This window comes from Streptomyces sp. NPDC053474, assembly GCF_044544845.1.
Lineage (GTDB): Bacteria > Actinomycetota > Actinomycetes > Streptomycetales > Streptomycetaceae > Streptomyces.
Window position 1 is genome coordinate 69,479 of record NZ_JBITXV010000014.1, and the last position, 23,424, is coordinate 92,902.

Here is a 23,424-nt window from a genome sequence, read left to right on the forward strand (position 1 = left end):
GACCAGTTTATCGGTCACACACGGCCGCATGGCCACCTCTCTCGTCAGAAGAGAGCCCTGTGACCTGCGGCACTGCATTGTGCGATACGACGATCGGTCTCCACCAGAGGGCTCAAGGCCCGCATTTGGCGGGTTTGAGGCGGGTTTAACGAGGCCAGAGGGGCGAAAGGTGCACGGAAGGCCGAATCCGGCCATCGGCCCGGTCGCGATCCGGACCGCTGGGTTCAGTGGCGTTACGACCGGTCAAGGCGCGGAACGACGAGGTCCCACACCGTGTCGGCGAGATCGTCCTTGGGCCCATAGGGCACCGGCGTCTCGCTGCCGTCGGCACCGAGCACCACGGCCTCGTTCCGCTCAGAGCCGAACGTCTTGCGCTCACCCACTTCGTTCACTACGAGCAGGTCGCAGCCCTTGCGGGCGAGCTTGGCCCGGCCGTTGGCCAGCACGTCGTCCGTCTCGGCCGCGAAGCCCACGACGACCTGCCCGGGGCGCGGGCGGTCGCCCGAGAGCTCGGCGAGGATGTCCGGATTGCGGACGAGGGTGAGCGGCGCCGGGTCCTCGCCGTCCTGCTTCTTGATCTTTCCGGTGGCGTACGCGGCCGGGCGGAAGTCGGCGACGGCGGCGGCCATGACCACGGCGTCGGCGTCGGCCGCCGCCTTCAGGACGGCCTCGCGCAGCTGCACGGCGGTGCCCACGGGCACGAGGTCGACGCCCGCGGGGTCCGGCAGCGCGGTGTTCGCCGCGATGAGGGTGACGCGGGCGCCGCGCGCGGCGGCGCTGCGGGCGAGGGCGTAGCCCTGCTTGCCGGAGGAGCGGTTGCCGAGGAAGCGCACGGGGTCGAGGGGCTCGCGGGTGCCGCCCGCGCTGACGACGACGTGTCGGCCCGCGAGGTCCTGGGCGGCCGTGCCGCGCGCGAGGACGCGGCGTACGACGTCGAAGAGCTCGGCGGGCTCGGGGAAGCGCCCCTTGCCGGTGTCGACGCCGGTGAGGCGGCCGACGGCCGGTTCCACGACGAGGGCGCCGCGGCGGCGCAGCGTGGCGACGTTCTCCTGGGTGGCCGGGTGCTCCCACATCTCGGTGTGCATGGCCGGCGCGAAGACGACCGGGCAGCGGGCCGTGAGCAGCGTGTTCGTCAGGAGGTCGTCGGCGAGGCCGTGGGCGGCCTTGGCGAGCATGTCGGCCGTGGCGGGCGCCACGATCACCAGGTCGGCGTGTTGCCCGATGCGCACGTGCGGCACCTCGTGGACGTCGGACCAGACCTCCGTGGAGACGGGGTGGCCGGACAGCGCCGACCAGGTCGCGGCGCCGACGAAGTGCAGCGCGGACGCGGTGGGCACGACCCGTACGTCGTGGCCGGACTCGGTGAGCCTGCGCAGCAGCTCGCACGCCTTGTAGGCGGCGATTCCACCGCTGACCCCCAGAACGACCTTCGGCTTGTCCACCGTGCCTCCCCGCACTCGGTTGCGCGGCCGCTGCCGCGCGCGTACGACTCCATGACACACCACAGGCCCGGCAGGTGCTCTGCCGGGCCTGTGGTGAACGTATGACTGCTTACTGCGCCGGGCCCTCGATGGCCTCGGACGTCAGCAGGCCGGCGTTGATCTCGCGGAGCGCGATCGACAGCGGCTTCTCGTGCACGTGGGTGTCCACGAGCGGGCCGACGTACTCGAGGAGGCCCTCACCGAGCTGCGAGTAGTACGCGTTGATCTGACGGGCGCGCTTGGCGGCGTAGATCACGAGGCTGTACTTCGAGTCGGTGGCCTCGAGCAGCTCATCAATCGGCGGGTTGATGATGCCCTCGGGCGCGGTGATGGAAGAGGACACTCTCTGCCTTCCGAAGGGGGTGAAGATCAAACAACTTTCATCAAGGCTAGCAGCTCGCGCGCCACGTCCTCGACCGAGGTGTTGACCAGGGTGGTGTCGAACTCGGGCTCCGCGGCCAGCTCCACGCGCGCGGCCTGGAGCCTGCGCTCGATGACCTCGGCCGCCTCGGTGCCGCGGCCGGTGAGGCGGCGGACCAGCTCGTCCCAGCTCGGCGGGGCGAGGAAGACCAGCTGGGCGTCGCCCATCGACTCCCGCACCTGCCGGGCGCCCTGGAGGTCGATCTCCAGGAGGACGGGCTCGCCCGCCTCCAGGCGGTCCATGACGGCCCGGCGGGGCGTGCCGTAGCGGTTGCCCGCGAACTCCGCCCACTCCAGGAGCTCACCATTGGCGATCAACTTGTCCATTTCCTCGTCGGAGACGAAGAAATAGTGCACACCATGGCGCTCGCCGGGGCGCGGCTTGCGGGTCGTCGCCGAGACCGAGAGCCAGACCTCGGGGTGTTCCTTGCGCATATGGGCGACGACCGTGCTCTTGCCGACCCCGGAGGGGCCGGAGAGCACGGTCAGCCGCGGACGTTCACTCATGCAGCGATTATCCAGGTTCTCAGAGGTGCCTGAGACCAGGTTCCCAGGACGGCGCGGGGCCGTCAGGCGCCGCTGCCGCCGAACTCGCGCTCCAGGGACGCGATCTGGTTGGAGCCAAGACCGCGCACGCGGCGGCTCTCGGAGATGCCGAGGCGCTCCATGATCTGCTTGGCGCGGACCTTGCCCACGCCCGGCAGGGACTCCAGGAGGGCGGAGACCTTCATCTTGCCGATGACGTCATTCTCCTGGCCCTGCTTGATGACCTCATGCAGGGAGGCGCCGGAGTGCTTGAGTCGATTCTTGACCTCGGCCCGCTCCCGGCGAGCCGCGGCGGCCTTTTCGAGCGCGGCTGCGCGCTGTTCAGGGGTAAGGGGCGGAAGAGCCACGCCTACGTCACCTCGAAGATCGAACTGTCGGATACGGACCGGTGAGGAACCTAGTCGCCCCACACCAGGGGAGCAACGTGCAACGCGCTTGCCCGTTGGCTCTGGTCGGAGACTAGCGGCCATGGCCGCCTGAGTCAGCGAGAACAAGCGAAAAGTCCAGGTCAGCCTCTATCGAGCCGGGCATATCGGGCAATTCACCCCTGTTTTGGCCGGGTGTCGTGTAAGCAACGCGTTAGTTCGGCGGGCTGATGCCGTCGGTGCGCGGCGCCCGCGGAGCGTCCACGGGGCCGAATGCGGAACACACACGTGGCCGAGACCGACCCCCGTGCGAGGTCGCCCGCCAGGTCCGGGCACCCATGCGTCCGCCCCGGGACCGGACGGACCGGCCCCGGGGCGGACGCCTCGGGCTCGTGCGGGGCTAGCCGCCGACCGCTTCGCGCACCTCGTCCGCGAAGCGCGCGGCGGCCTCCCGCAGCGCCCCGGCGTCGGGGCCCGCCGTCAGCACGCCGCGGCTCACGTTCGGCACGACATTGCGCACGGCCGCGCCGAAGACGCGGGGCAGGTCCGCGGGCGTCGCCCCCTGCGCGCCGATGCCGGGGGCGAGGAGCGGCCCGTTGATGTCCAGGTCGAAGGACGACAGGTCGCCGAGGGTCGCGCCGACCACCGCGCCGTAGGAGCCCATGGGGGTCGCGTCGGCGTTCTCGCGGGCGAGGTGGGCGAGCATGGTCGCGCCGATGGTGGGGCGGTCCGGGTCGTCGAGGCGGACGGCACGCTGCACCTCGGCGCCCTCCGGGTTGGAGGTGAGGGCCAGCACGAAGAGGCCCGCGCCGTTCTCCCTGGCCAGGTCCACCGCGGGGGCGAGGGAGCCGTACCCGAGGTAGGGCGAGACGGTCAGGGCGTCCGAGAACAGCGGCGCGTCCTTGTGCAGGAAGCTCTCCGCGTACGCGGCCATGGTGGAGCCGATGTCTCCGCGCTTGGCGTCCATGACGACCAGGCCCCCGGCGGCACGCAGCTCCGCGACGGCCCGCTCCAGGACGGCGACGCCGCGCGAGCCGAAGCGCTCGAAGAACGCCGCCTGCGGCTTGAAGACGGCGACCTGGTCGCCCAGGGCCTCCACGACGGTGCGCGTGAAGGTCTCCAGGCCCTTGATGTCGTCGCCGAGGCCCCACGCCGACAGGAGCGAGGCGTGCGGGTCGATGCCCACGCAGAGCGGGCCGCGGGTGTCCATGGCCTGGCGCAGGCGCGCGCCGAAGGGTTCCTGAGGGCTCATGCGGCGGAGGCCTTTCGGGTGTCGGCGCCGATCGCTTCGGCGAGGGTGGCGTACGGGGAGGCGGCGAGCCGCGCGGCGAGGCCCTTGTGGATCCCGCGCGCCCAGAATGGGCCCTCGTAGATGAACGCGCTATAGCCCTGCACCAGGGTCGCGCCCGCGAGGATGCGCTGCCAGGCGTCCTCGGCGTTCTCTACGCCGCCGACGCCCACCAAGGTGATCCGGTCGCCCACGCGCGCGTAGAGGCGGCGCAGGACCTCCAGGGAGCGCTCCTTGAGGGGCGCGCCGGACAGTCCGCCGGTCTCCTGGACGAGCTCCGGGTCGGAGACCAGGCCGAGGCCCTCGCGCGCGATGGTCGTGTTCGTGGCGATGATGCCGTCCAGGCCGAGCTCCACGGCGAGGTCGGCGACCGCGTCGACGTCGTCGTCGGCCAGGTCGGGCGCGATCTTGACGAGCAGCGGGACGCGGCGGCCCTCGACGCTGCGGTCGGCGGCCTCGCGCACGGCGCTCAGCAGGGGCCGCAGCGACTCGGTGGCCTGGAGGTTGCGCAGTCCCGGCGTGTTCGGCGAGGACACGTTCACGACGAGGTAGTCGGCGTGGCGGGCCAGGCGCTCGGTGGACTTCACGTAGTCGGCGGCGGCCTCGGCCTCGGGCACGACCTTGGTCTTGCCGATGTTGACGCCGACGGTGGTACGGAAGACCGGCGTGCGGGTCGCGAGGCGCTCGGCGACGGCCGCGGAGCCGTCGTTGTTGAAGCCCATGCGGTTGATCAGGGCGCGGTCCTCGACGAGGCGGAAGAGGCGCTTCTTGGGATTGCCGGGCTGCGGCTCGCCGGTGACCGTGCCGATCTCGACGTGGTCGAAGCCGAGCATGGCCATGCCGTCGACAGCGACGGCGTTCTTGTCGAACCCGGCGGCGAGCCCGAAGGGACCGTGCATGCGCAGGCCGAGGGCCTCGGTGCGCAGCTCCTTGTAGCGGGGGGCCAGGGCGGCGGCCACGAAGGTCCGCAGGACGGGGACGCGCGCGGCCAGGCGGATCCAGGCGAAGGCGAGGTGGTGGGCGCGCTCGGGGTCCATGCGCCGGAAGACGAGCCGGAAGAAGAATGCGTACATGCTGGTGTCCTCATGAGGAGGGGGACACCGGATCCGGTGTCCCCCTCGTGGGCTGTCTAGTCGCGGTCCGCGGACAGGGCCGTCAGATGCTGCGCGTGTTCCTGGAGCGAGCGCACGCCCACTCCGCCGTGGTGGAGGGCGTCGATGCCCTGCACCGCGGCGGCGAGGCCCTGGACCGTCGTCAGGCACGGCACGGACCGGGCGACGGCCGCGGTGCGGATGTCGTAGCCGTCGAGGCGGCCGCCGGTGCCGTACGGGGTGTTGACGATGAGGTCGACCTGGCCGTCGTGGATCAGCTGGACGATGGTCTTCTCGCCGTTCGGGCCCTCGCCCTCGGACTGCTTGCGCACGACCGTGGCGTTGATGCCGTTGCGCTTGAGGACCTCGGCCGTGCCGGACGTGGCGAGCAGCTCGAAGCCGTGCGCGACGAGCTCGCGCGCGGGGAAGATCATCGAGCGCTTGTCGCGGTTGGCGACGGAGATGAACGCGCGGCCCTTGGTGGGCAGCGGCCCGTACGCGCCCGCCTGCGACTTGGCGTACGCCGTGCCGAAGACGGAGTCGATGCCCATGACCTCGCCGGTGGAGCGCATCTCCGGGCCGAGCACGGTGTCGACGCCGCGGCCCTGGATGTCGCGGAAGCGCGACCACGGCATCACGGCCTCCTTGACGGAGATCGGCGCGTCGAGCGGCAGCTCGCCGCCGTCGCCGGTGGCCGGGAGCAGTCCCTCGGCGCGCAGCTCGGCGATGGTCGCGCCCAGCGAGATGCGGGCGGCGGCCTTGGCGAGCGGCACCGCGGTGGCCTTCGAGGTGAAGGGCACGGTGCGCGAGGCGCGCGGGTTGGCCTCCAGGACGTAGAGGATGTCCCCGGCCATGGCGAACTGGATGTTGATCAGGCCGCGCACCCCGACGCCGCGCGCGATGGCCTCCGTGGAGGTGCGCAGGCGCTTGATGTCGTGGCCGCCCAGCGTGATCGGCGGCAGGGCGCACGCCGAGTCGCCGGAGTGGATCCCGGCCTCCTCGATGTGCTCCATGACGCCGCCCAGGTACAGCTCGTGGCCGTCGTAGAGCGCGTCCACGTCGATCTCGATGGCGTCGTCGAGGAAGCGGTCGACCAGGACCGGGCGGTCGGCGCCGATCTCGGTGGACTCGGCGATGTACGCCTGGAGGCGGGCCTCCTCGTACACGATCTCCATGCCGCGGCCGCCGAGCACGTACGAGGGCCGCACGAGCACGGGGTAGCCGATCTCGTCGGCGATGGCCTTGGCCTCGGCGAAGGTCGTGGCGGTGCCGTGCTTGGGCGCGGGCAGGCCCGCCTCGGCGAGCACGCGGCCGAAGGCGCCGCGGTCCTCGGCGGCGTGGATGGCCTCCGGCGGGGTGCCGACGACCGGCACGCCGTTGTCCTTCAGGGCCTGCGAGAGGCCGAGCGGGGTCTGGCCGCCGAGCTGGACGACGACGCCCGCGATCGGGCCCGCGAGGGACTCGGCGTGGACGATCTCCAGCACGTCTTCGAGCGTGAGCGGCTCGAAGTACAGGCGGTCGGAGGTGTCGTAGTCGGTGGAGACGGTCTCCGGGTTGCAGTTGACCATGACGGTCTCGTAGCCCGCGTCGCTGAGCGCGAAGGAGGCGTGCACGCAGGAGTAGTCGAACTCGATGCCCTGGCCGATGCGGTTCGGGCCCGAGCCCAGGATGATCACCGCGGGCTTCTCGCGCGGCGCGACCTCGGACTCCTCGTCGTAGGAGGAGTAGAAGTACGGCGTGTTCGCGGCGAACTCGGCGGCGCAGGTGTCGACCGTCTTGTAGACCGGACGGACGCCCAGAGCGTGCCGGACCTCGCGCACCACCTCTTCGCGCAGGCCGCGGATCTCGGCGATCTGCGTGTCGGAGAAGCCGTGCCGCTTGGCCTCGGCGAGCAGCTCGGGGGTGAGGTCGTCGGCCTCGGTCAGCTCGTCCGCGATCTCCTTGATCAGGAAGAGCTGGTCGACGAACCACGGGTCGATCTTGGTGGCGTCGAAGACCTCCTGCGGGGTGGCCCCGGCGCGGATGGCCTGCATGACGGTGTTGATGCGGCCGTCGGTGGGGCGCACGGCGGCGCGCAGCAGCGTGTACTTGTCGCCGGGCTTGCCGGTGAAGGAGAACTGGCTGCCCTTCTTCTCCAGGGAGCGCAGCGCCTTCTGCAGGGCCTCGGTGAAGTTGCGGCCGATGGCCATGGCCTCGCCGACCGACTTCATCGTCGTGGTCAGCGTCGAGTCGGCCTGCGGGAACTTCTCGAAGGCGAATCGCGGCGCCTTGACGACCACATAGTCGAGGGTCGGCTCGAAGGAGGCCGGGGTCTTCTCGGTGATGTCGTTGGGGATCTCATCGAGCGTATAGCCCACGGCCAGCTTCGCGGCGATCTTCGCGATCGGGAAGCCAGTGGCCTTCGATGCGAGCGCGGAGGACCGCGAGACGCGCGGGTTCATCTCGATGACGATCACGCGGCCGTCGACCGGGTTGACCGCGAACTGGATGTTGCAGCCGCCGGTGTCGACGCCGACCTCACGGATGATCGCGATGCCCACGTCCCGCAGGATCTGGTACTCGCGGTCGGTGAGGGTCATCGAGGGCGCGACGGTGATCGAGTCACCGGTGTGCACGCCCATCGGGTCGAAGTTCTCGATGGAGCAGACGACCACGACGTTGTCGTTCTTGTCGCGCATCAGCTCCAGCTCGTACTCCTTCCAGCCGAGGATGGACTCCTCCAGGAGCACCTCGGTGGTCGGCGAGAGCGTGAGGCCCTGGCCCGCGATGCGGCGCAGCTCGTCCTCGTTGTGCGCGAAGCCGGAGCCCGCGCCGCCCATGGTGAAGGAGGGCCTCACGACGACCGGGTAGCCGCCGAGCTCGTCGACGCCCTTGAGGACGTCGTCCATGGAGTGGCAGATCACGGAGCGCGCGGACTCGCCGTGGCCGATCTTGGCGCGGACGGCCTCGACGACCTCCTTGAACAGGTCGCGGTCCTCGCCCTTGTTGATCGCCTCGACGTTGGCGCCGATCAGTTCGACGCCGTACTTCTCCAGGACGCCCTGCTCGTGCATGGAGATCGCGGTGTTGAGCGCGGTCTGACCGCCGAGGGTGGGCAGGAGCGCGTCGGGCCGCTCCTTGGCGATGATCTTCTCGACGAACTCCGGGGTGATCGGCTCGACGTACGTGGCGTCGGCGATCTCCGGGTCGGTCATGATCGTCGCGGGGTTCGAGTTGACGAGGATGACGCGCAGGCCCTCGGACTTGAGGACGCGGCACGCCTGGGTGCCGGAGTAGTCGAACTCCGCGGCCTGGCCGATGACGATCGGGCCGGAGCCGATGACCAGGACGGACTGGATATCGGTGCGCTTAGGCACGCTGGCCCTCCATCAGGGAAGTGAAGCGGTCGAAGAGGTACGCGGCGTCGTGCGGGCCCGCGGCCGCCTCGGGGTGGTACTGGACGCTGAACGCGGGCTGGTCGAGGAGCTGGAGCCCCTCCACCACCTGGTCGTTGAGGCACACGTGGGAGACCTCGGCGCGTCCGAAGGGGGTGTCGGAGACCTTGTCGAGCGGCGCGTCGACGGCGAAGCCGTGGTTGTGCGCGGTGACCTCGACCTTGCCCGTGGTGCGGTCCTGGACGGGCTGGTTGATGCCGCGGTGGCCGTACTTCAGCTTGTACGTGCCGAAGCCGAGGGCGCGACCGAGGATCTGGTTGCCGAAGCAGATGCCGAACAGCGGCGTCTTCCGCCTCAGGACCTCCCGCATGACGGCCACGGGGCCGTCGGCGGTCGCCGGGTCACCGGGGCCGTTGGAGAAGAACACGCCGTCGGGGTTCACGGCGTAGACGTCCTCGGCGGTCGCCGTGGCCGGAAGCACGTGCACCTCGATGCCGCGCTCGGCCATGCGGTGCGGGGTCATGCCCTTGATGCCGAGGTCGACGGCGGCCACGGTGAAGCGCTTCTCGCCGATCGCCGGGACGACGTACGCCTCCTTGGTGGCGACCTCCGCGGAGAGGTTCGCGCCCTTCATCTGCGGCTGCGCCCGCACCTTGGCCAGGAGCTCGGCGTCGGGGGCGATCGCGTCGCCGGAGAAGACGCCGACGCGCATGGCGCCGCGCTCGCGCAGGTGGCGGGTGAGGGCGCGGGTGTCGACGCCGCTGATGCCGACGACGTCCTGCCGCCGCAGCTCCTCGTCGAGGGAGCGCCGGGAGCGCCAGTTGGAGGGCACCCGGGCGGGGTCGCGGACCACGTAGCCCGCGACCCAGATGCGCTGCGACTCGGGGTCCTCGTCGTTGACGCCGGTGTTGCCGACGTGCGGCGCGGTCATCACGACGACCTGGCGGTGGTACGAGGGGTCGGTGAGGGTCTCCTGGTAGCCGGTCATGCCGGTGGAGAAGACGGCCTCGCCGAAGGTCTCCCCCACGGCCCCGTAGGCACGCCCGCGGAAGACGCGGCCGTCCTCCAGGACGAGTACAGCGGGAGTCTTGGTGGCTCCCCTAGTGGAGGTCGTCATCGTGCGCCTTCCGTTTCCGTCGTGCTGTGGATCCCGGCGCCGGTGCCGTCGATCTCGGTGTGGTCGATCATGTTGTTGATGGCCTCGACCCAGTCGGCCTGCTCCGCGGCGTGGTCGGAGCGGAAGCCGGAGTCGATCAGGCGGTCGCCGTGCGCCCAGGTGACGATCAGCAGGCCGCCCTCGGCGAGGACCTTGCCCGCGATGCCCTTGTCGAGCCGGGCCTCGCGCAGGGCCTGCTTCGGGATGAAGAAGTCCCGCGCCCCGGGGCGGACGACGTCCAGGCCCGTCTCGGTGAGGGTCAGCTCCACCCGGCTGCGGGTGCCCAGGCCGTGCGCCACGATGCGGTCCAGCCACTGGCCCGCGGTGGTCGAGCCGTGGTAGCGGCCGGTCAGCTCAAGTTTCGTCGCACCGGGCTCGGACGGCGCGTCGAAGAGCTCGGGGACGTCGCCCTGGAGGGTGCCGCGCCACTTCCAGCCCTCGCGCATCAGCCAGTAGACGAGCGCGACGAAGAGCAGGATGCCGACGACCCAGCCGATGCGCGCGGCCCAGTCGGTGACCTGCGCGGACTTCTCGTCGGCGGCCAGCTGGGGCAGGGCGGAGGAGGTGCGGAGACGCATTGCGGTCACTGAAGCTTCCCGTCGACGAGCGTGGCCCGACCCCGGAGCCAGGTGTGCGTGACGCGTCCCGGAAGCTCACGGCCCTCGTAGGGGGTGTTGCGGCTCCGGGAGGCGAAGCCCGCGGGGTCCACGGCTCCACGGTATGCCGGATCGACGAGGGTGAGGTTCGCAGGCTCGCCGGGAGCGACGGGGCGGCCCTGGCCGCGCGCCTGCCCGATCTCGGCGGGCTTGGCGGACATCCGGTCCGCGACCCCGGCCCAGGTGAGCAGGCCGGTGTCGACCATCGTGTGCTGGACCACCGAGAGGGCGGTCTCCAGGCCCACCATGCCCATGGCGGCCGCGGCCCACTCGCAGTCCTTGTCCTCGTGCGGGTGCGGGGCGTGGTCGGTGGCCACGATGTCGATGGTGCCGTCGGCCAGGGCCTCGCGCAGCGCCATGACGTCGGCTTCCGTGCGCAGCGGCGGGTTGACCTTGTAGACCGGGTTGTACGAGCGGACCAGCTCGTCGGTGAGGAGCAGGTGGTGCGGGGTGACCTCGGCGGTGACGTCGATGCCGCGGGACTTGGCCCAGCGGACGATCTCGACGGACCCGGCCGTGGACAGGTGGCAGATGTGCACCCGGGAGCCGACGTGCTCGGCGAGCAGCACGTCCCTGGCGATGATCGACTCCTCGGCGACGGCGGGCCAGCCGCCGAGCCCGAGCTCCGCCGAGACGACGCCCTCGTTCATCTGGGCGCCCTCGGTGAGCCGCGGCTCCTGGGCGTGCTGGGCGACGACGCCGCCGAACGCCTTCACGTACTCCAGGGCGCGCCGCATCATCACGGCGTCGTCGACGCACTTGCCGTCGTCGGAGAAGACCGTGACCCCGGCGGCCGAGTCGTGCATGGCGCCCAGCTCGGCGAGCTTCTTGCCCTCCAGGCCGACGGTGACGGCCCCGATCGGCTGGACGTCGCAGTAGCCGGACTCCTTGCCGAGCCGCCAGACCTGCTCGACGACGCCCGCGGTGTCGGCGACCGGGAAGGTGTTGGCCATCGCGAACACGGTGGTGTAGCCACCGCTGGCGGCCGCGCGGGTGCCGGTGAGGACGGTCTCGGAGTCCTCGCGGCCGGGCTCGCGCAGATGGGTGTGCAGGTCCACCAGGCCCGGCAGGAGGACCTTGCCGTCCGCCTCGACGACGGTGGCGCCCTCGTCGCTCAGCGAGGCGCCCACGGCCTCGATGGTCTCGCCGTCGATCAGCACGTCCTGCGGCTCGCCGCCGAGCACCCGCGCACCACGGATAAGGATCTTGCTCATGATGTCTACTTCTCCTCGGCCGCGAAATCGGTGTGCGCGGAGCGCTCGTTGGAAGGGTGGTGGTGGGAGACGGGCGGGCGGGTGTGGGTGACGGCGGGCTCCTGGCCGCCGAGCAGCAGATAGAGGACGGCCATGCGGATGGAGACGCCGTTGGCGACCTGCTCGACGACCGTGCAGCGGTCGGAGTCGGCGACCTCGGCGGTGATCTCCATGCCGCGGACCATCGGGCCCGGGTGCATCACGATCGCGTGGTCGGGCATCTTGGCCATGCGCTCGCCGTCCAGGCCGTAGCGGCGCGAGTACTCGCGCTCGGTCGGGAAGAACGCGGCGTTCATGCGCTCGCGCTGGACGCGCAGCATCATCACGGCGTCGGACTTCGGCAGGACGCGGTCGAGGTCGTACGACACCTCACACGGCCAGTGCTCGACGCCGACCGGCACCAGGGTGGGCGGGGCGACGAGGGTGACCTCGGCGCCGAGGGTGTGCAGCAGGTCCACGTTGGAGCGGGCGACACGGCTGTGCAGCACGTCACCGACGATCGTGATCCGCCTGCCGCTCAGGTCCTGCCCGAGGCCGGTGTCGCGGCCGACCAGCCTGCGGCGCATGGTGAAGGCGTCGAGCAGGGCCTGCGTGGGGTGCTGGTGGGTGCCGTCACCGGCGTTGATGACGGCCGCGTCGACCCAGCCGGAGTTCGCGAGTGTGTACGGCGCGCCGGAGGCCCCGTGCCGGATGACGACGGCGTCGACGCCCATGGCCTCCAGGGTCTGCGCCGTGTCCTTCAGGGACTCCCCCTTGGAGACGCTCGACCCCTTGGCGCTGAAGTTGATCACGTCGGCGGACAGCCGCTTCTCGGCGGCCTCGAACGAGATCCGGGTGCGGGTCGAGTCCTCGAAGAAGAGGTTGACCACGGTACGGCCGCGCAGCGTCGGCAGTTTCTTGATCGGCCGGTCGGCGACGCGGGCCATCTCCTCGGCGGTGTCGAGGATGAGGACGGCGTCGTCGCGGGTGAGGTCGGCGGCCGAGATGAGGTGTCGCATCATCTGGTGGGCTCCGTAAGGGATTTCAGGTGTGCTTCAGGCCTGGGGGCGTCCCTGGGCCGGGCAGCGGCGCGCGGGCGCGCGCCAGTACGGACCCGACGGGTCCGGTACCGGTACGGGGCGGGCTACTGCTCGCCGGCCGCGGCGGTCGGCTTGGCACCGAGCAGCACGGCGTCGCGGCCGTCCTCCTCGGCGAGCTGGACCTTGACCGTCTCCCGCAGCGACGTCGGGAGGTTCTTGCCGACGTAGTCGGCGCGGATGGGCAGTTCTCGGTGACCGCGGTCGACGAGAACGGCGAGCTGCACCGCGCGCGGGCGGCCGATGTCGTTCAGGGCGTCGAGGGCGGCACGGATGGTGCGACCGGAGAAGAGCACGTCGTCGACCAGGACGACCAGGCGGCCGTCGATGCCGTCACCGGGGATCTCGGTGCGGGCGAGGGCGCGCGGCGGGTGCATGCGCAGGTCGTCGCGGTACATCGTGATGTCGAGGGAGCCGACGGGGACCTTGCGGCCGGTGATCTCCTCGAGCTTGGCGGCGAGCCGCCGGCCGAGGAAGACGCCGCGGGTCGGAATGCCGAGCAGAACGACGTCGTCGGCGCCCTTGGCGCGCTCCACGATTTCGTGGGCGATACGGGTCAACACCCGTGCGATGTCCGGGCCTTCGAGAACGGGCCGCGGCACACCGGAGGCATGCGTGTCCATAAAAACGGACCTCCTTCTCCGCCTCACGGGACGGACCTTAAAGGACGTCTAATTTGCGCCATCTGGCGCCTACAGCGTCTTTCACGGTACCAGCAACGGCAACGTGGGCCGTCACCTCCCCCTCGGAAGGGGCCCTCGGACCCATTCGGCTTGACGCAGCCAAGTAACGCTGCGTAACCTCACAGTGAGTCACCAGCCGCGCGGCGGAGCCGCACGTTGTCACAGCGTCCGGGGAGCTATATGTCCAGCGAATACGCCAAACAGCTCGGGGCCAAGCTCCGCGCCATCCGTACCCAGCAGGGCCTTTCCCTCCACGGTGTCGAGGAGAAGTCCCAGGGTCGCTGGAAGGCGGTCGTAGTGGGGTCGTACGAGCGCGGCGACCGCGCCGTGACCGTGCAGCGCCTTGCCGAGCTGGCGGATTTCTACGGCGTTCCGGTGCAGGAACTGCTTCCGGGCACCCCGCCCGGCGGTGCCGCCGAGCCGCCGCCCAAGCTGGTCCTGGACCTGGAGCGCCTCGCCCACGTCCCCGCCGAGAAGGCAGGCCCGCTGCAGCGGTACGCCGCCACGATCCAGTCGCAGCGCGGTGACTACAACGGCAAGGTGCTCTCGATCCGCCAGGACGACCTGCGCACCCTCGCCGTCATCTACGACCAGTCGCCGTCGGTGCTCACGGAGCAGCTGATCAGCTGGGGCGTCCTGGACGCGGACGCGCGCCGCGCCGTGGCCCACGAAGAGGTCTGAGCCCGTCAAGGGAGATTCCAGCAGAAACGTGCCGCCGGGGTGGCCGGAAACCCAGAGAGGGTTTCCGGCCACCCCGGCGGCTTTGTCATGCCCAGTGGATTTCGCCGTGACGCGGAAACCCTCGCCGTGACGCGGAAAACCCCGGAGGGCCCGCGGCCGTATTGGCCGCGGGCCCTCCGGGGTACCGCGAAATCGAACTGTCGCTATGCGTCCCGGCGAAGGCTCGGCTTGAGGTCCTTGAACCGACCGAGCAGCCCATTCACAAAGGCGGGCGAGTCATCGGTCGAGAACTCCTTGGCGAGCTGAACCGCCTCGTCCAGGACGACGGCGTCGGGCGTGCCGTCCACCCAGATCAGTTCGTACGCGCCGAGCCGCAGGATGTTCCGGTCGACGACCGGCATGCGGTCGAGCGTCCACCCCACCGCGTACTGGGAGATCAGCTCGTCGATGCGGGCCGCGTGCTCCTGGTAGCCCTCGACGAGCTCCATGGTGTACTCGCTCACCGGCGGCTGCCGGGTGTCGCTGCGCGAGTGACGCACCCAGTCCGCGAGCACGGTGAGCACGTCGACGCCACGCTGGTCGGCCTCGAAGAGGATCTGGAAGGCGCGCTTGCGGGCCGTGTTACGGGCGGCCACGGTTAGCTGTTCACCCGGCCGAGGTAGCTGCTGTCACGGGTGTCGACCTTGATCTTCTCGCCGGTCGTGATGAAGAGCGGCACGTTGATCTGGTGGCCGGTCTCCAGGATGGCGGGCTTGGTGCCACCGGTGGAGCGGTCGCCCTGGACGCCCGGCTCGGTCTCCTGGATGGTGAGCTCGACGGCGGCGGGCAGCTCGACGAAGAGCACCTCGCCCTCGTGCTGCGCCACGGTGGCCTCGAAGCCCTCGATCAGGAAGTGCGCGGCGTCGCCGACGACCTTCTTGTCGATGTGCAGCTGGTCGTAGGTCTCCATGTCCATGAAGACGAAGTAGTCGCCGTCCATGTACGAGAACTGCATGTCGCGCTTGTCGACAGTGGCCGTCTCGACCTTGACGCCGGCGTTGAACGTCTTGTCGACGACCTTGCCGGAGAGCACGTTCTTCAGCTTGGTGCGCACGAAGGCAGGGCCCTTGCCGGGCTTGACGTGCTGGAACTCGACGACGGACCAGAGCTGGCCCCCGTCGAGCTTGAGCACCATGCCGTTCTTGAGGTCGTTCGTGGAAGCCACGGTTGCGGAATCTCCTGGACTGACGTGGACGACCCCGGCGCACGCGCTACAGCGCGAGCAGCTCCTTGGTCGTGATGGTGAGTAGCTCGGGTCCGCCGTCCGCCTCGCAGCGGACGACGAGCGTGTCATCGATCCGGACCCCGCCCCGGCCCGGGAGGTGAACCCCCGGTTCGACGGTGACCGGCACGCAAGCGTCCAGTTTACCCATGGCTGCGGGCGCCAACTGCGGGTCCTCGTCGTTTTCGAGCCCGACGCCGTGTCCGGTGCGGGCGGCGAGGCCCTCCGCGTACCCGGCGGCGTCCAGGACGTGGCGGGCCGCGCGGTCCACGTCGCGGCAGGCGGCGCCGGGTGTGAGGGCCTCGCGGCCCGCCCGCTGCGCGGCGAAGACGACGTCGTAGAGCTCGATCTGCCAGTCCGCGGGCGACGTTCCGATCACGAAGGTCCGCCCGACCTCGCAGCGGTAGCCGCGGTACGCGGCGCCGAGGCACACGGACAGGAAGTCGCCCTCCTCGACGCGCCGGTCGGTGGGGCGGTGGCCGCCGCGCCCGGAGTGCGGCCCGGTGGCCACGGAGGTCGGGAAGGCGGCGCCGTCCGCGCCGTGGTCGACGAGCCGCCGCTCCAGTTCCAGGGCGAGGTGGCGCTCGGTGCGGCCCACCAGGATCGACTCCAGGAGTTCCCCGAGGGCCTGGTCGGCGATCTCCGCCGCGATCCGCAGACAGGAGATCTCCTCCTCGTCCTTGACCAGGCGCAGCTGCTCCACACCGCGCGCGAGGTCGACCAGGCGCAGCCGGGGCGCCACGGACGCCAGGGCCCGGTGCCGGGCCACGCTGAGGTGGTGCTCCTCGACGGCCAGGGACTCCGCGCCCTGCGCCTGGGCCTGCCCGGCCGCCGCGACGGCGGCGTCGCCGTCCGGTGCGTCGAGGACCCGGGTGCGCAGCTCGGCGTCGGGCCGCTCGGGGCCGTCCTCCTCCCCCGGCGGCCGCGGGCACAGCAGGACGTCCTCGGACCGGCCCAGGAGGAGGACGGCCCCCTGGGGCGCCGCACCCGCGAGATAGCGGATGTTGGCAGGCCGTGACACCAGGGCCGCGCCGCCCCCCGCACACCGCTCCCTGACCCGCTCCCGCCGGGCCGCGTACACCTCTGACATGGGGCGAGCCTAAGAGCGCGCTCCGGTCCGGGCCGGTTCAGCGCGTCCGACCGGGCGTCAGGGCCGCGCGGACGAGGGGCGGGACCGGGCCGCGTTGACGGGCTGCTCCCAGCGCGTACGACCCCTGGGGGGACGCCATGAGCCAGCCGTATCCACCCACGCCCTCCGGGCTACCACTGGGGCGGGCTCGTGAGGGCGCGGGTGAGGACCTCGTCCAGGACGTGGGCCGTGGCGGGGACGTCCAGCTGGGAGTTGTCGATGATGGGCAGGCCCGAGCCGTACCACCCGGCCATGCGGCCGTGGATGCGGGCCACCTCCTCGTCCGTGAGGCGGCGGTTGCCCGAGCGCTGGGCGTTGCGCTCCAGGACGATCTCCAGGCCGGGCAGCAGGACGACGGGCAGCAGGCCGGGGCCCACGTGCCGCTTCCAGCCGCCGAGGCCGACGACCGGGCGGTCCGGGAAGACCGCGTCGTCGAGGACGCAGGAGATGCCGTTGGCCAGGAAGTTCCGCGCGGCGAAGCCGCAGGTGCGGCGGGCCAGGCGGTACTGCGCCTCGGAGTTGTCGTTCCACCCCGTCTGGGGGTCGGCGAAGCCCGAGCGCACCCATTCGCGGACGTCGTCGAGGCTGATGTGGGCCGTGGGCACCCGGCGGTGCTCGGCCCAGTACTTGGCGACGCTGGTCTTGCCCGCGCCCGCGGGGCCGATGAGGAGCACGGCGAGGGTCGTGGCGGCCGTGTCGGCGGGGGCCGTGCCGGGCGGCGGACTCGGCACGGCGACGGGGCCGCCGGGCGGGAGCTGGATGTGGCTCGTGGTGTCACGGGCGGGCGGCGCCGGGGCCGGGGCGTGGTGCGCGACGTGCGGGACGGCGTGGGGGTGCGGGGCTCCCGCCGGGACGTGGGGGGCTCCCCCGGGCACGTGTGGGGCGCCGCCAGGTGCGTGCGGGGCTCCCCCTGGCGCGTGCGGGGTGCCGCCAGGTGCGTGGGGCGCTGCCGGTGCGTGCGGGGCGCCTGGGGCCTGCGGGGCCTGTGGGGCCCCCGGAGCGTGGGCCGCGGGCGGCAGGGGCGCCGGGCCCGGAGGGTGCGGCGCGGGACCGGAGGCGGTGGCCGCGAAGCCCGGCGCGGGGCCGGAGGCCGTGGCCGTGAAGCCTGGCGCGGGCGCCGGGTGCGGCGCGCCGACCGGCACGGCACCGGGCTGCGGGGCGCTCGGGTGGTGGGCGGTCATCGACCAGCCGGTGGCCGGTCCGTGCCCCGGCTGAAGGGGCGGCGGCAGCGGAGACCCCACGGTGTGCTGCATCCGGTGCCACTCCGTCTCGTGCGACTGACCTGGTACGGGCGGCGGGGCCACCCGCATTGAACGGTACCGCCCCCGGCCGACGTTGTGTGAACGGCCGGGGCGGCCCCGAAGTGCCCGTGGCTTGTTTCGCTCCGCCCGCGCGCGGGCGGAGCGAGCGGTCAGTCGGCGACCTCGCCGTACGCGGCGAGCAGCACCGCCGGATCCGGCCCCTCCAGGACGGTCGGCTTGCCGAGGCCGTCGAGGACGATGAAGCGCAGCAGGTCGCCACGGGACTTCTTGTCGACCTTCATCGTCTCCAGGAGCTTGGGCCACTGGTCGTAGCGGTAGCTCAGGGGCAGGCCCACGGACTCCAGGACCGTGCGGTGCCGGTCCGCCGTCTCGTCGTCCAACCGCCCGGCCACGCGGCCCAGTTCGGCCGCGAAGTGCATGCCGACCGCGACGGCCGCGCCGTGCCGCCACTGGTAGCGCTCGTTCTTCTCGATGGCGTGCGCCAGCGTGTGCCCGTAGTTGAGGATCTCGCGCCGTCCGGACTCCTTCAGATCGCCGGAGACGACGTCGGCCTTGACCCTGATGGAGCGCTCGATCAGCTCGGCGGTGTGCGGCCCGGCGGGCGTGCGGGCCGCCTGCGGGTCGGCCTCGATCAGGTCGAGGATCGCCGGGTCCGCGATGAACCCGGCCTTGATGATCTCCGCGAGCCCGGAGACGTAGTCGTGCACCGGCAGCGAGTCCAGCGCCGCGAGGTCGCAGAGCACGCCCGCGGGCGGGTGGAAGGAGCCCACCAGGTTCTTGCCCTCGGCGGTGTTGATGCCGGTCTTGCCGCCGACCGCCGCGTCCACCATGGCGAGCACGGTGGTGGGGACCGCGATCCAGCGCACCCCGCGCAGCCAGGTCGCGGCCACGAAACCGGCCACGTCGGTGGTGGCGCCGCCGCCCACGCCGACGATCACGTCGGTACGGGTGAAGCCGGACTGGCCGAGCGCCTTCCAGCAGTAGGCGGCGACCTCGGCGGTCTTGGCCTCCTCCGCGTTGGGCACCTGGATGGCCACGGCCTCGTACCCCTGGTCCGCGAGGTCCTGGCGGAGCGCCTCGCCGGTGTCGGCGAGCGCCTCGGGGTGGATGACGGCCACGCGCTTGGCCGAGCCGCCGATCAGGCCGCCGAGCTCACCGAGCAGCTGTCGCCCGACGAGCACCTCGTACGGCTCCGTGCCCGCCGTGCCGCCGACGGGGATCCGCGTCACTGCCTCACTCATGCTTGTGTCAACTCCAGGGCGTCGAGGACCGCTTCCGCGACCTCTTCGGGGGTCCGGCCGTCGGTGGCGACGACGGCACGGGCGACTTCTTCGTACAGGGGACGGCGGGCGTCCATCAGCTCGCGCCACTGCTTGCGCGGGTTGACGGCGAGCAGCGGCCGCGCGGTGCCGAGGCCGACGCGGCGCACCGCCTCCTCGACGCCCATCGAGAGGTAGACGACGGGCAGGCCGCGCAGCAGCGACCGGGTGCCCTCGTCGAGGATCGCGCCGCCGCCGAGGCCGAGTACGCCCTCGTGCCCGGCGACGGCGGCGCGCACAGCGGCGCGCTCCAGGGCGCGGAAGTGCTCCTCGCCGTCCTCGACGAAGATGTCGGAGATCTCGCGGCCCTCGGCCGCGACGATGTCCGCGTCGGTGTCCCGGTAGGGCAGGCCGAGCCGCTCGGCGAGCAGCCCGCCGACGGTGGACTTGCCGGAGCCCATGGGCCCGACGAGCACGACGCGCGGCGCGCCGGCGCCCTCAGGTGCCGGGGCGCTCACCGGATCTGGAGGTGGTCGAGGTACGACCGCACGTTGCGCCGGGTCTCCGGCACGCTGTCGCCGCCGAACTTCTCCGCGACCGCGTCCGCCAGGACGAGGGCGACCATGGCCTCGGCGACGATCCCGGCGGCCGGGACCGCGCACACGTCGGAGCGCTGGTGGTGGGCCTTGGTGGCCTCGCCGGTGGCCACGTCGACCGTGGCCAGCGCGCGCGGCACCGTCGCGATCGGCTTCATCGCCGCGCGTACGCGCAGCAGCTCGCCGGTGGTCAGACCGCCCTCGGTGCCACCGGAGCGGCCGGTGGTGCGCCGGATGCCGTCGTCCGTGGCGACGATCTCGTCGTGCGCCTGCGAGCCGGGCACCCGGGCGAGCTCGAAGCCGTCGCCGACCTCGACGCCCTTGATGGCCTGGATGCCCATGAGGGCCGCGGCCAGGCGCGCGTCCAGACGGCGGTCCCAGTGCACGTGCGAGCCGAGCCCGACGGGCACGCCGTAGGCGAGCACCTCGACGACGCCGCCGAGGGTGTCGCCGTCCTTGTGGGCCTGGTCGATCTCGGCGACCATCGCCTTCGACGCGTCGGCGTCCAGGCAGCGCACCGGGTCGGCGTCGAGGCGCTCCACGTCGGCGGGCGTCGGGTACACGCCGTAGGGGGCCTTGGCCTTCGCCAGCTCCACGACGTGGGAGACGATCTCGATCCCGGCCGTCTCCTTGAGGTACGAGCGGGCCACCGCGCCGAGCGCGACGCGGGCCGCGGTCTCACGGGCGGAGGCGCGCTCCAGGACGGGCCGGGCCTCGTCGAAGCCGTACTTCTGCATGCCCGCGAGGTCGGCGTGGCCGGGGCGGGGGCGGGTCAGCGGCGCGTTGCGCGCCAGCTCGGCGAGCTCGGCCGGGTCGACCGGGTCGGCCGCCATGACCCGCTCCCACTTGGGCCACTCGGTGTTGCCCACCATGACCGCGACGGGCGAGCCCATGGTCAGGCCGTGGCGCACGCCGCCGAGGAAGGTGACCTCGTCACGCTCGAACTTCATGCGGGCGCCGCGTCCATAGCCGAGGCGGCGCCGGGCCAGGTGGTCCGCCACCATCTCCGTGGTGATCGGCACGCCGGCGGGAAGTCCCTCCAGCGTCGCGACGAGTGCGGGGCCGTGGGACTCCCCCGCGGTCAGCCAGCGCAACCTGCTCAACGGTGCTCCTCCTGCTCGCGCCTGGAACTGCGACGGCGCGACCGGGTGCGCGGCCTGGCCCGCCTCCCCAGATCCTCCCACGTCCGGCGCCCCGCACCGGCCCCGGTCCACTCGGCGGACACCGGGATGGGCAAGTCCGCACCGGGCCTCAGCGCACGGCCAGCGCCTGTTCGCCCGCCTTGCGCATGGCGTCGAGGGGCGCGGGCGAGCGCCCGGTCATCTGCTCGACCTGGAGGACGGCCTGGTGCACGAGCAGGTCGAGGCCGCTGACGACGGCCCCGCCGTACGCCGACCAGCGGGCCGCGAGGGCGGTGGGCCAGGGGTCGTAGAGCACGTCGAAGAGCGTGGCGGGCCGCTCGGGCACCGCGTGGGACAGGGCGTCCGTGCTGCCCGCGGGGGTGGTGGCGATCACCAGCGGCGCCCGCAACGCCTGCTCGGCGTCCGCCCAGTCGGCGGTGCGCACCGCGACGTCGAGCCGCTCGCCCCACTGCCGCATCTCGGCGGCGCGCTCCGCGCTGCGGACGTACGCGACGACCTCGCCGGTGCAGATCCGCGCGAGGGCGGCGAGGGCGGACGAGGCGGTGGCGCCCGCGCCCAGGATCGCGGCGCTCTCCACCTGCTCGATGCCGCGCTCGCGCAGCGCCGCGACCATGCCGGGGATGTCGGTGTTGTCGCCGAGGAGCCGTCCGTCGTCCGTGCGCACGACCGTGTTGACGGCCTCCACGGCCGCGGCGGTCTCGCTGACCTCGTCGAGCAGCGGCATCACCGCGCGCTTCAGCGGCATCGTGAGCGAGAGCCCCGCCCACGCGGGCCCGAGCCGCTCGACGAACCCGGGCAGCGCCGCCTCGTCGACCTCGAAGCGGTCGTAGCGCCACTCGGCGAGGCCCAGCTCCTGGTACGCGGCGCGGTGCAGCACCGGGGAGAGGGAGTGGGCGATGGGCGATCCGAGTACGGCCGCCCGGTGCCGGGCCTCAGCCTCCTGTGCTCGCATTGAACTTTTCCTTCAGCTTCAGGAAATCGGCGTGGGTCTTGGCGAATTCGGTCTTGTTCATGCCGTCGGTGGCGACGAAGTAGAGCCAGCCATCCGTCGACGGATTGAGCGCCGCCTTCAGCGCCTCCTCGCCCGGATTTCCGATCGGCCCCGGCGGCAGCCCCGTGTGCTTGTACGTGTTGTACGGGTCGGGGTTGGTCTTGATCTCGCTCTCACTGATCTTGATCTTGCTCTGACCCATCAGGTAATTGAAGGTCGAGTCGAATTGGAGATAGCCGACCGTCTCCATGTTGCCGGGCTTCAGCCGGTTGTAGATGACCTCGGCCATCTTGCGGAAGTCCTCGTGGGTCTTGCCCTCGGCCTGGACCAGGCTCGCGACCGTGATGAGCTCGAACGGGTTCTTGAGCTTCAGCTCCTTGGCCTTGCCCTCGACGCCCAACTCGTCGTATTCCTCGGCGGCTTGGGCGACCATCTTCTTCAGGACGTCCTCGGGCTTCTGGCCCTTGGCGACCGGATAGCTGGAGGGGTAGAGGAAGCCTTCCAGCGGGTCCTTGACCTTGCCGCCCATGTTGGCGACGGCCCACTGGGGAAGCCCGAGTCGCTTCCAGTCCTTCTGGGCGATGTTCTTCGTGGTGCCCTCGGCGAGTTCGAGCCGCTTGTCGATCTGCTCATACACCCACTTATTCCGCTTGCCTTCCGGAATGATGAGGTTGTCGCGGCTCTTCGGGCTGAGCATCAGTTCGAGGGCGGACGCGGCCGACATCTCCTTCTTGAGCGTGTAGACGCCCGCCTGGATCTTCTGGCCGTCGGGATTCTTGCCCTGCGCGGAGACGAACGCGTCGACGCTCTTCACGACCCCGGCGTCCTTGAGCGCCTGGCCGATGGCGCCGCCGGTGGCACCCTTGTTGATCGTGACCGTCGCCTTGGCGTCGATGCCGTCGCCCGTGTAGTCCGGGGCCGTGCCGAAACGATCCTGGTAGAACTGGTAGCCGAAGTACCCGACCCCGCCGATGCCGCCCGCGAAGACCACGGCCACGACCAGGCAGGCGCAGCCGCTGCGCCGCTTCTTGGGCTTCTTGCCGCCGCGGCCGCGCCGCTCGCTCCGGCTGCCGCGGGCCGCGTCCTCACGGTCCTCGTCCTCGTCGCCGCCCGCGAAGAACGCGTGCTCGCCCTGGTCGGGGCCGGGATCCCAGCCGGTCTCGTGGTCGGGCTCGGGGGCGGGGCGGCGCCGGCCCGGCGGCTCGGGCGGCGGATACGCCTCGGGCGTGCCGTAGAAGTCCGGGCGCTCCTCGCCGTACGCGGCGGGCTGCTGCCCGTAGGGGTCGGCCGGGTCGCCGCCGTAGGGGACCTGGCCGGGCCGACCGGCGTCCCAGCCGCCGTCGTGCGGCTGGGGGTCGCCGTTGTACTGCGCCTGCAGGGGATCGGGCCCCTGCTGATGACCGTAGGACTGCTGCTGGCCCGCGTCCCACTCGCCGTACGGCTGCTGGGGGTGGGCCTGCTGCGGCTGCTGCGGGTGGTACTGCCCCTGGCCGCCGTAGGGGGACTGGCCGTCCGCGGCCTGCTGTCCTCCCCATCCGCCGTCCCCGTACAACGGGTCCTCCGGATGCCACGGTTCGGAGCCTGGGCCCCGGCCATACTCAGTCATCGATCCCCTACGAGCCGCGAGGCGGGGGCCGCTGCCTGGATCCCAGGGCAACCGCTCCGCCTCTTGATGCTGCGCGGCGGCTGTTCGAACGCCGCCACACCGCGCGGA

22 protein-coding genes are annotated in these 23,424 nt (G+C 71.8%); 1 reads left to right on the forward strand and 21 read right to left on the reverse strand.

Going from position 1 to position 23,424, the window contains the following annotated elements; all coding sequences use genetic code 11:
* Window positions 1-233: 233 nt before the first annotated feature.
* The 12 genes from coaBC to pyrR all read right to left on the reverse strand — a co-directional run bounded on the left by coaBC (window position 234) and on the right by pyrR (window position 13,329).
* Window positions 234-1,442, reverse strand: a complete 1,209-nt coding sequence (gene coaBC, locus ACIG3E_RS29875) for a bifunctional phosphopantothenoylcysteine decarboxylase/phosphopantothenate--cysteine ligase CoaBC (protein ID WP_399622648.1) — start codon at window positions 1,440-1,442, stop codon at window positions 234-236.
* Window positions 1,443-1,551: 109 nt separating this feature from the next.
* Complete coding sequence (gene rpoZ / locus ACIG3E_RS29880; protein WP_005319902.1) at window positions 1,552-1,824, reverse strand: DNA-directed RNA polymerase subunit omega; 273 nt, start codon at window positions 1,822-1,824, stop codon at window positions 1,552-1,554.
* A 26-nt stretch (window positions 1,825-1,850) separates the two neighbouring features.
* Window positions 1,851-2,408 (reverse strand): guanylate kinase, encoded by a 558-nt coding sequence (gmk, locus tag ACIG3E_RS29885; RefSeq protein WP_030674851.1) that lies wholly within the window; start codon window positions 2,406-2,408, stop codon window positions 1,851-1,853.
* A gap of 62 nt (window positions 2,409-2,470) precedes the next feature.
* Window positions 2,471-2,794: an integration host factor gene (locus ACIG3E_RS29890; protein WP_016638838.1), complete on the reverse strand. Its 324-nt coding sequence runs from the start codon at window positions 2,792-2,794 to the stop codon at window positions 2,471-2,473.
* Between the two features lie 418 nt (window positions 2,795-3,212).
* On the reverse strand, window positions 3,213-4,064 hold the full coding sequence (gene pyrF / locus ACIG3E_RS29895) for an orotidine-5'-phosphate decarboxylase (RefSeq protein WP_399622651.1): 852 nt from the start codon (window positions 4,062-4,064) through the stop codon (window positions 3,213-3,215).
* The gene (locus ACIG3E_RS29900; RefSeq protein WP_399622653.1) at window positions 4,061-5,173 is read right to left on the reverse strand and encodes a quinone-dependent dihydroorotate dehydrogenase; all 1,113 of its coding nucleotides are present in this window, start codon (window positions 5,171-5,173) and stop codon (window positions 4,061-4,063) included. Before ACIG3E_RS29900 ends, pyrF begins: the two co-directional genes overlap by 4 nt.
* A gap of 56 nt (window positions 5,174-5,229) precedes the next feature.
* Complete coding sequence (carB, locus tag ACIG3E_RS29905; RefSeq protein WP_399622655.1) at window positions 5,230-8,547, reverse strand: carbamoyl-phosphate synthase large subunit; 3,318 nt, start codon at window positions 8,545-8,547, stop codon at window positions 5,230-5,232.
* Entirely contained in the window at window positions 8,540-9,682 is a 1,143-nt protein-coding gene (gene carA / locus ACIG3E_RS29910) for a glutamine-hydrolyzing carbamoyl-phosphate synthase small subunit (protein ID WP_399622656.1), read from the reverse strand. Before carA ends, carB begins: the two co-directional genes overlap by 8 nt.
* Window positions 9,679-10,299 carry a hypothetical protein gene (locus ACIG3E_RS29915; RefSeq protein ID WP_399622658.1) on the reverse strand — a complete coding sequence of 207 codons (621 nt, stop codon included), beginning with the start codon at window positions 10,297-10,299 and terminating at the stop codon, window positions 9,679-9,681. Before ACIG3E_RS29915 ends, carA begins: the two co-directional genes overlap by 4 nt.
* Before the next feature lie 5 nt (window positions 10,300-10,304).
* Complete coding sequence (locus ACIG3E_RS29920) at window positions 10,305-11,591, reverse strand: dihydroorotase (RefSeq protein WP_399622660.1); 1,287 nt, start codon at window positions 11,589-11,591, stop codon at window positions 10,305-10,307.
* A 5-nt stretch (window positions 11,592-11,596) separates the two neighbouring features.
* The gene (locus ACIG3E_RS29925; RefSeq protein ID WP_399622662.1) at window positions 11,597-12,631 is read right to left on the reverse strand and encodes an aspartate carbamoyltransferase catalytic subunit; all 1,035 of its coding nucleotides are present in this window, start codon (window positions 12,629-12,631) and stop codon (window positions 11,597-11,599) included.
* Window positions 12,632-12,753: 122 nt separating this feature from the next.
* Window positions 12,754-13,329 (reverse strand): bifunctional pyr operon transcriptional regulator/uracil phosphoribosyltransferase PyrR, encoded by a 576-nt coding sequence (pyrR, locus tag ACIG3E_RS29930; protein WP_030674879.1) that lies wholly within the window; start codon window positions 13,327-13,329, stop codon window positions 12,754-12,756.
* 240 nt (window positions 13,330-13,569) lie between these two features.
* Here pyrR and bldD point away from each other — a divergent pair, with 240 nt between their 5' ends.
* Window positions 13,570-14,070, forward strand: a complete 501-nt coding sequence (gene bldD, locus ACIG3E_RS29935; RefSeq protein WP_016638847.1) for a transcriptional regulator BldD — start codon at window positions 13,570-13,572, stop codon at window positions 14,068-14,070.
* A 203-nt stretch (window positions 14,071-14,273) separates the two neighbouring features.
* Here bldD and nusB read toward each other — a convergent pair whose 3' ends face one another.
* The 9 genes from nusB to mltG form a co-directional block, all read right to left on the reverse strand.
* Window positions 14,274-14,705 carry a transcription antitermination factor NusB gene (gene nusB / locus ACIG3E_RS29940; protein WP_242715527.1) on the reverse strand — a complete coding sequence of 144 codons (432 nt, stop codon included), beginning with the start codon at window positions 14,703-14,705 and terminating at the stop codon, window positions 14,274-14,276.
* 2 nt (window positions 14,706-14,707) lie between these two features.
* Entirely contained in the window at window positions 14,708-15,274 is a 567-nt protein-coding gene (efp, locus tag ACIG3E_RS29945; protein WP_399622665.1) for an elongation factor P, read from the reverse strand.
* Between the two features lie 46 nt (window positions 15,275-15,320).
* Entirely contained in the window at window positions 15,321-16,421 is a 1,101-nt protein-coding gene (locus ACIG3E_RS29950) for a M24 family metallopeptidase (RefSeq protein WP_399622667.1), read from the reverse strand.
* Between the two features lie 170 nt (window positions 16,422-16,591).
* A complete protein-coding gene (locus ACIG3E_RS29955; protein WP_399622669.1) occupies window positions 16,592-17,713 on the reverse strand; it encodes an AAA family ATPase in 1,122 nt (373 codons plus the stop codon).
* Window positions 17,714-17,871: 158 nt separating this feature from the next.
* The gene (aroB, locus tag ACIG3E_RS29960) at window positions 17,872-18,963 is read right to left on the reverse strand and encodes a 3-dehydroquinate synthase (protein WP_138958571.1); all 1,092 of its coding nucleotides are present in this window, start codon (window positions 18,961-18,963) and stop codon (window positions 17,872-17,874) included.
* Window positions 18,960-19,442, reverse strand: coding sequence for a shikimate kinase (locus tag ACIG3E_RS29965; RefSeq protein ID WP_399622861.1), 483 nt, complete (start codon window positions 19,440-19,442; stop codon window positions 18,960-18,962). Before ACIG3E_RS29965 ends, aroB begins: the two co-directional genes overlap by 4 nt.
* Before the next feature lie 53 nt (window positions 19,443-19,495).
* Window positions 19,496-20,680, reverse strand: a complete 1,185-nt coding sequence (gene aroC, locus ACIG3E_RS29970; RefSeq protein WP_399622670.1) for a chorismate synthase — start codon at window positions 20,678-20,680, stop codon at window positions 19,496-19,498.
* A 148-nt stretch (window positions 20,681-20,828) separates the two neighbouring features.
* A complete protein-coding gene (locus tag ACIG3E_RS29975; RefSeq protein WP_399622671.1) occupies window positions 20,829-21,671 on the reverse strand; it encodes a shikimate dehydrogenase in 843 nt (280 codons plus the stop codon).
* A complete protein-coding gene (gene mltG / locus ACIG3E_RS29980; RefSeq protein WP_399622672.1) occupies window positions 21,652-23,316 on the reverse strand; it encodes an endolytic transglycosylase MltG in 1,665 nt (554 codons plus the stop codon). The genes ACIG3E_RS29975 and mltG overlap by 20 nt, the downstream gene beginning before the upstream one ends.
* Window positions 23,317-23,424: the final 108 nt, after the last annotated feature.

What these genes read in the sequence shown, in the direction of transcription:
- gmk (WP_030674851.1), bottom strand. Translation starts at nt 2,408, where the DNA reads ATGAGTGAACGTCCGCGGCTGACCGTGCTCTCCGGCCCCTCCGGGGTC.
- pyrF (WP_399622651.1), bottom strand. Translation starts at nt 4,064, where the DNA reads ATGAGCCCTCAGGAACCCTTCGGCGCGCGCCTGCGCCAGGCCATGGAC.
- ACIG3E_RS29900 (WP_399622653.1), bottom strand. Translation starts at nt 5,173, where the DNA reads ATGTACGCATTCTTCTTCCGGCTCGTCTTCCGGCGCATGGACCCCGAG.
- carA (WP_399622656.1), bottom strand. Translation starts at nt 9,682, where the DNA reads ATGACGACCTCCACTAGGGGAGCCACCAAGACTCCCGCTGTACTCGTC.
- ACIG3E_RS29915 (WP_399622658.1), bottom strand. Translation starts at nt 10,299, where the DNA reads ATGCGTCTCCGCACCTCCTCCGCCCTGCCCCAGCTGGCCGCCGACGAG.
- ACIG3E_RS29920 (WP_399622660.1), bottom strand. Translation starts at nt 11,591, where the DNA reads ATGAGCAAGATCCTTATCCGTGGTGCGCGGGTGCTCGGCGGCGAGCCG.
- ACIG3E_RS29925 (WP_399622662.1), bottom strand. Translation starts at nt 12,631, where the DNA reads ATGATGCGACACCTCATCTCGGCCGCCGACCTCACCCGCGACGACGCC.
- pyrR (WP_030674879.1), bottom strand. Translation starts at nt 13,329, where the DNA reads ATGGACACGCATGCCTCCGGTGTGCCGCGGCCCGTTCTCGAAGGCCCG.
- bldD (WP_016638847.1), top strand. Translation starts at nt 13,570, where the DNA reads ATGTCCAGCGAATACGCCAAACAGCTCGGGGCCAAGCTCCGCGCCATC.
- ACIG3E_RS29950 (WP_399622667.1), bottom strand. Translation starts at nt 16,421, where the DNA reads ATGTCAGAGGTGTACGCGGCCCGGCGGGAGCGGGTCAGGGAGCGGTGT.
- ACIG3E_RS29955 (WP_399622669.1), bottom strand. Translation starts at nt 17,713, where the DNA reads ATGCAGCACACCGTGGGGTCTCCGCTGCCGCCGCCCCTTCAGCCGGGG.
- aroB (WP_138958571.1), bottom strand. Translation starts at nt 18,963, where the DNA reads ATGAGTGAGGCAGTGACGCGGATCCCCGTCGGCGGCACGGCGGGCACG.
- ACIG3E_RS29965 (WP_399622861.1), bottom strand. Translation starts at nt 19,442, where the DNA reads ATGGGCTCCGGCAAGTCCACCGTCGGCGGGCTGCTCGCCGAGCGGCTC.
- ACIG3E_RS29975 (WP_399622671.1), bottom strand. Translation starts at nt 21,671, where the DNA reads ATGCGAGCACAGGAGGCTGAGGCCCGGCACCGGGCGGCCGTACTCGGA.
- mltG (WP_399622672.1), bottom strand. Translation starts at nt 23,316, where the DNA reads ATGACTGAGTATGGCCGGGGCCCAGGCTCCGAACCGTGGCATCCGGAG.